Source organism: Moraxella sp. CTOTU48268 (assembly GCF_032069585.1).
In the GTDB taxonomy this organism is placed as follows: domain Bacteria; phylum Pseudomonadota; class Gammaproteobacteria; order Pseudomonadales; family Moraxellaceae; genus Faucicola; species Faucicola cinerea.
This window is the reverse complement of sequence record NZ_DAMALV010000062.1, coordinates 1-5994: the sequence shown is the minus strand read 5'-3', so window position 1 is coordinate 5994 and position 5994 is coordinate 1. Positions and strand designations below refer to the sequence as shown.

Genomic DNA, 5994 nt, shown 5'->3' with positions numbered 1-5994 from the left:
GCTAAGTACAAAGGCTATGACGCAGGAAAGAAAGTATCAGGGATTAAGCGCCATATTGCAGTAGACAGCCAAGGCTTGCCGCATGCTATCTGTATTACCACTGCCAATATCACCGACCGTGAGGGTGCTACAACGTTACTTCGTCAACATGCTAAACGCTTAAGCCGCGTAAAAAATGTGATGGTTGATGGCGGTTATCGAGGTGAGCCATTTGCTAATAGTGTTAAATCTATTTTAGGCGAAACCGTTACCACAGGAGTTGCCAAAAGAGATGAATTGCACACGTTTAAAGTCATACCAAAGCGATGGGTTGTAGAACGTTCGTTTGCTTGGCTTGAGAAAAATAGACGCTTATGGAAAAACTGTGAGCGTCATTTAAATTCGAGCCTTCAATTTACCAATCTTGCTTTCATCGCTTTGTTATTGAAAAGATTGTGAACAGGTTCTAACAGCTCTTTTGGGGTAACACCCACATTTAACGCCGCTCGCATATGTAATTGTAATTGGGGCATAGCATTACCTAAAGAAACTAGCGAGGCGACGGTTAGCATTTCTCTTGTTTTTAAATCTAAGCCCTCTCTGCCAACCACGGCACCAAAGGCATAATCAGTTATTAAGTTAGGTAAATCCGCATCTAGCTCGCTCAAACGCCCAGTTACCTTATCTGCTAAGCCTGTTTCAAGAGTATCCATAATGGCTCTGCCATAGGCTGTTAAATCGTTCATCATAGTCATTTAAATCCTCACTTAACGGTTGTTTGAAGGAATTAGCAATATTAACAATATCGAACCAGCAATAATTAATCCTGCGTATAAATACAGTTGGGAAATCGGAAATTGTGCTACACCCCATGCCCCAAGTATCGCTCCTAAACCAATGGCTAAATTAAAGCAAGAGACATAAATCGCTGAAGCAGGAAATACTTCTTTATCTGCCAACTTCAATACCCAAGTTTGAAAGCCTACAAAAATACCTGACACTGCTAATCCCCACACTACCAGACAAGTAAAAATGGTTATTTGTGAAAGATTTTTCTGATTCAGACCTAGATAAAGAAGGGTAGAACTCATCAATATAATTGAAATGCTAACAGTAGGCTTTAAAAATTTATCGATGGTAAACCCTGTGATAAAATTACCTAATAACCCTGCAATACCGAACGTAAATAATGCGATAGGAATATAGGTCGAAGGGAATAGCTGTTGCGTCTGTAGCCAAGGTTCAATAAAGGTAAAAGCCGCAAAATGAGCTGTAATGACAATTAACGTTGCCAGATAAATTTTTCTTAAGGTTGCTGACTGAAAAACGTGCTTTAATGATGCAATGCCAATGGCACTGTTTGACTGTATTCGAGGAATTAGCAATAAAATACCCACTAGTGCAATCGCACTTAATATAGCCATTAACCAAAATGCGTTATGCCACCCTAAAGCTATACCAATATAATTGGATAACGGTACCCCAAACACGCTTGCAGCAGATACACCCCCAAATACGATGGAAGTTGCCACACCAATATGCTTAGGTGGTACGATGGCAACGGCTGTTGCACCAATGATTGCCCAAAATGAACCATGAGCCAAAGCCCCAATTACTCGAGCTACCAGAAGCATCGAATAGGTTGTTACGGTCGCTGATAATGTATTTGACGCTAATAGTATAGTGATCAGAACAATGAGTAATGTCTTCTTTGCAATATTGCCTAGAAAAACTGACGCAAGAATGGCACTGAATGCCCCTACCCACGCATAAATCGTAACCGTTACACCAATCTGGGATTCTGAAACCCCGAAGTCCTTAGCCATTGGGGTTAGCAAACCAACAGGGGCTAATTCTGTGGTGACAATGATAAAGGTTGAAATCGCAAGCACCAATATGGCTAACCAATTTTTTATTGATAAGTTAGAGTTTTCCTCTACATTCATAGTTACGCCCATAATATTTCATCCTAAAGACGATATTTAATGCCAATTTTTTAGCCACATAATCTGAAAAAAAATAAACTGCCTTTAATTTGTCAGTTGAGCTAGATAGGCATAATCTATCATCCATAAAATTTTGTGGAATTCTTAATTGTGTTATACTTTTTTGGTATCACCATTTTTGAATTTTTTCTAATAAGAAGTTGTTCATGACTACCCCTTATTTACCCACTAGATTGCCTACTATTAGGCAGATTCAATGCTTTTTAGCGGTTTGTCACGAGTTAAACTTTAGAAAAGCCGCAGAACAGCTAAACTTGACCCAACCGCCTTTAACACGGCAAATTCAAGCTTTAGAAGACTTAATTGGACAACCTTTATTTTTGCGGAATACCCATGAGGTACTCCTCACCACGGCTGGTCAAGAATTATTAGAAAAAGTCGAACCGCTACTGGATGACTTAGCTGAAACTATTGAATTGGTTTCCCGTCCTAAGAAAATTAAGATAGGTTATACCCGGTTTGTCAATTTTGAGAACATCCCCGCTATTTTTAATCAATTAACTCAGTTTGACGCTCTAATCGATTCAATTCATGAGAATTTTACCTCACAACAATTACTGCAGAATTTGTTGAAGGGTAAGTTGGACATTGTTTTGATTGGGGAAAAGGTTTTCATCGATGATGCGGTAAGATTTGTGAAGGTTTATACAGAGCCTTTGATGTTGGTGATACCTTCAAATCATATTGTCAGTAAAAACCAGTCTGTGGCGTTAAGCGAGGTAGCAGATTTGCCTTTATATTGGTTTAGCAGAAATGAAAACCCTGCCTATTATGATAAGTGTGAGGCATATTTCCAACATTTGGCGGTGCTTTTAAAAAAAGTAGCAGAACCTAAAGACTCGATCATGATGTTTGATAAAATCGCTAAAGGCAGAGGTATTGCCCTGATGCCACGTTCAGTTTGCAACTTCCAGCAACCAGGCTGTTGCTGGAAGACACTGACAAATGAAGATAATGAGCATTTAAATATTGATATCTATATGGCAGTACGCTGTAATGAAAAGAATGCGGCGGTTCTTGATATTATTGAAAGCCTTACATCCCTATAAATATCAATTTTCAGCGTTTATTTATTTAAACTTACGCATTGACGCCTTTCATACCTTCATCGCTGTAACGATTGCCTTGTACTTGGATTTCATTGGGAAGATGATTTAAAAATTTTACATCATCTTCCTCAAGTACAATATCCGCGGCTTTCGCATTTTCTATCAAATAGGAAAGTTTTTTAGTGCCTGGAATCGGCACTAATTTATCGTATTGAGCCAGTAGCCAAGCTAGCGCAATTTGCCCCATGGTTGCTTGATACTTTTGAGCAATGGGCTCAATGGTGGTTAATAATCGAATATTATGATTTAAGTTCTCAGGTGAAAACCGTGCATTGTGTTTGCGAAAATCCTTGTCGCTAAAATCATCATTACTGGTATATTTTCCTGTTAAAAATCCTCTGCCTAATGGCGAATATGGTACGAAGCCAATTCCCAGCTCTTTCACCGCAGGCAAAATGTCGGTTTCAATATCCCGTGTCCATAACGAGTACTCTGTTTGTAATGCGGTAATAGGAAAGACGGCATGAGCTTTACGAAGGGTAGTCTCTGAAACTTCACAAAGACCAATGTGGCGTATTTTACCTTGCTTGACAAGGTCTGCCAGACAACCTACGCTTTCTTCAATAGGCACATTTTTATCAATGCGATGTAGATAAAATAAATCGATGGCATCTAAGCCTAGACGTTTTAAAGACTCGTCACAGCATTGGGTTATGTACTCAGGAGAATTATTAATTGCACGGTTGTAGCTACCTGCTTGCAAGCGTTGAATACCACATTTTGTAGCAATAATAAATTTTTGTTTATCTTGCTGGGGTAAGTCATTTATGAACTTCCCCAACAACTGTTCATTATGACCGCCACCATACATATCGGCAGTATCAATAAAATTCATATCCAAATTTAGGAGTTCATTAAGCACCGTTAACGACTGGTTATCATCGACGTCACCATAAAACTCACTTAATCCCATGGCTCCAAAGCCGATACTGCTAACCTGTAAGTCGTTAGCCAAAAGTCTGGTTTTCATAACAATTGTTCCATAATAGTAAAACGTCATCTTCACTGTTTTATAAAATCGATGGAATTGTTATTTATGTGATATAAAAAAGGTATCATAGAGCTTTGAGAATTTTTTAAACCTGAATTCAACAAAAATAGGTGTTCTAATAAAAAATAACCTTATAAATTCCTCCGTTTTTTTTATCATACACCACTTCTTGGGTAATTTACTCAAGTGTATTGCAAGCTATAACAATACTATTTGTAAGCTTGTTGGCTATTTACTGTTTGCAAATAGCTTTTTAACCATTTTAAAAACGCAGGACTGGTACGAGTGACATTCAGCCGAATATGCGTATTATTCTTTGCGGTAGGACTAAATAAATGGCTCGGGGCAACTATCCAATCGTCTTTGTAAGCTTGCAACGCTAAGGCCTTACTATCAACACCGACATTAAGCCACACAAATAACCCTTGCATCGTGTGATTGGGATACACTAAACCAATTTCATTAAGCGATTTTTTTAACATCTCATGGGCGTCTCTGAGTCGCCGCTGCATGGTCAAAAGGTGTTTCTTATAGGCATTGTCTTGCCAAATCTCACAAATGGTGCGTTCGGTCAGTTCAGGGCAGGTCATATTGGTCAGCATTTTTTGTCTTAACACTGCTTCAAGTTTCGCTTGTGGGCAGCAAACCAGCCCGACCCGCCAATTGCCGCCAAGTACTTTTGATACCCCTGTCACATAGAATACTCTTTGCAGTCCGTCGAGTGTGGCGTATCGCATGACGTTATTGTCTTCGATAAAATACCGATAGACATCATCCTCAACGATATAACAATCATATTCTGCCATAAGCCTTAGTACTTCAAAAATATTATTGGGTGGCAAATTAAACGAAGTCGGGTTATGCAGTACGCTGTTGGTAATATACAGTTTCGGGCGATAACTCTCTAAAATCTGTTGCAACTGCTCAATATCCATGCCATGGCTATTTCGATTAACACCGATGACATTAAGCCCAAGTTGCTGCAAGCAACCAATTATCCAAAACCACGTTGGATCATCAACCAACACATAATCACCTGTTTGGCACATGGCTCGTGCAATTGTTTCAATCGCAGAAGACACCCCTGATGTGGTAAGCATGGCATCAGGATGTGCCAAGATATTAATATCTGCCAACTGCCTAGACAGTTGTTCTCGTAGTGGTAAATAACCTTGCAAACTACCGTAACCATATACGAAATTCATGTGCTGGGAGACTTTTTTATGGGCTTTAATAATGTGGTTCTGTGGATACAGCCATTCAGGCGATAACAAACCGCTACCCGAACAATGTAGCGCAGGAAAATCATTAAATAAATGCTGAAGCAACCAACCTGTATCTAACACGTTTTGGTTTAGGACAGGCACATCAACTTTTGCTAATATTTGCTGAGTGGGTAAGCTAACATAATAGCCAGAGCCTTGCTTGGCATAAATTATGCCTTGTGCGACCAGTTTGTCGTAAGCTTGCGACACTGTATAAGCCGAGACATTCAAGGTTTTTGCCAGTTCTCGTACCGCAGGGATACGCTCACCTTTTTTATAGATTTGCCAATGAATATTGTCTTGAATGTGATTAATCACTTGTTGGGTTTTGGATGTCATTATTTTATACCGTAGGTTTTTTTATTAAAACTGGGTTAAAGTTAATAGTCTGACACATATAAAAAAACCACTGTTGAGCTTTCATAATGTCTTCAATTGGAATATTAACTGCTCCATATCTTGCATCAGCAGCACATTCAATAAAGTTAATATCCTTTAATGAAAGGTTATCTTGATAGTTTTCATTATAGGCTTTAGCAAGCTTAACAATACTATGACCATACTTTGCCTTAAGTTCCTTTTCAGTTAGTATAATACTCCCCGAAAACTAGACCAAAAAATTGTAGCAAATAAGATAGAATAGC

General features: G+C 38.9%; 6 protein-coding genes. 2 read left to right on the top strand and 4 right to left on the bottom strand.

Annotated elements, in window-relative coordinates; all coding sequences use genetic code 11:
* Nucleotides 1-438: IS5 family transposase (locus RT143_RS11980; protein WP_313093272.1), on the top strand; the 438-nt coding region annotated here is incomplete at its 5' end.
* On the opposite strand, the gene RT143_RS11975 is transcribed toward RT143_RS11980, so the two are convergent.
* Both RT143_RS11975 and RT143_RS11970 read right to left on the bottom strand, forming a co-directional pair.
* Nucleotides 390-728 (bottom strand): carboxymuconolactone decarboxylase family protein, encoded by a 339-nt coding sequence (locus RT143_RS11975; RefSeq protein ID WP_286171251.1) that lies wholly within the window; start codon nucleotides 726-728, stop codon nucleotides 390-392. The genes RT143_RS11980 and RT143_RS11975 overlap by 49 nt on opposite strands.
* A gap of 18 nt (nucleotides 729-746) precedes the next feature.
* Nucleotides 747-1937: an MFS transporter gene (locus RT143_RS11970; RefSeq protein WP_286171250.1), complete on the bottom strand. Its 1191-nt coding sequence runs from the start codon at nucleotides 1935-1937 to the stop codon at nucleotides 747-749.
* Nucleotides 1938-2131: 194 nt separating this feature from the next.
* Between RT143_RS11970 and RT143_RS11965 the strand changes: the two genes are divergently transcribed.
* Entirely contained in the window at nucleotides 2132-3034 is a 903-nt protein-coding gene (locus RT143_RS11965; protein ID WP_159771883.1) for a LysR family transcriptional regulator, read from the top strand.
* Between the two features lie 31 nt (nucleotides 3035-3065).
* Here RT143_RS11965 and RT143_RS11960 read toward each other — a convergent pair whose 3' ends face one another.
* Nucleotides 3066-4064: an aldo/keto reductase gene (locus RT143_RS11960; protein ID WP_159771880.1), complete on the bottom strand. Its 999-nt coding sequence runs from the start codon at nucleotides 4062-4064 to the stop codon at nucleotides 3066-3068.
* Nucleotides 4065-4294: 230 nt separating this feature from the next.
* A complete protein-coding gene (locus tag RT143_RS11955; protein WP_313093269.1) occupies nucleotides 4295-5689 on the bottom strand; it encodes an aminotransferase-like domain-containing protein in 1395 nt (464 codons plus the stop codon).
* Nucleotides 5690-5994: the final 305 nt, after the last annotated feature.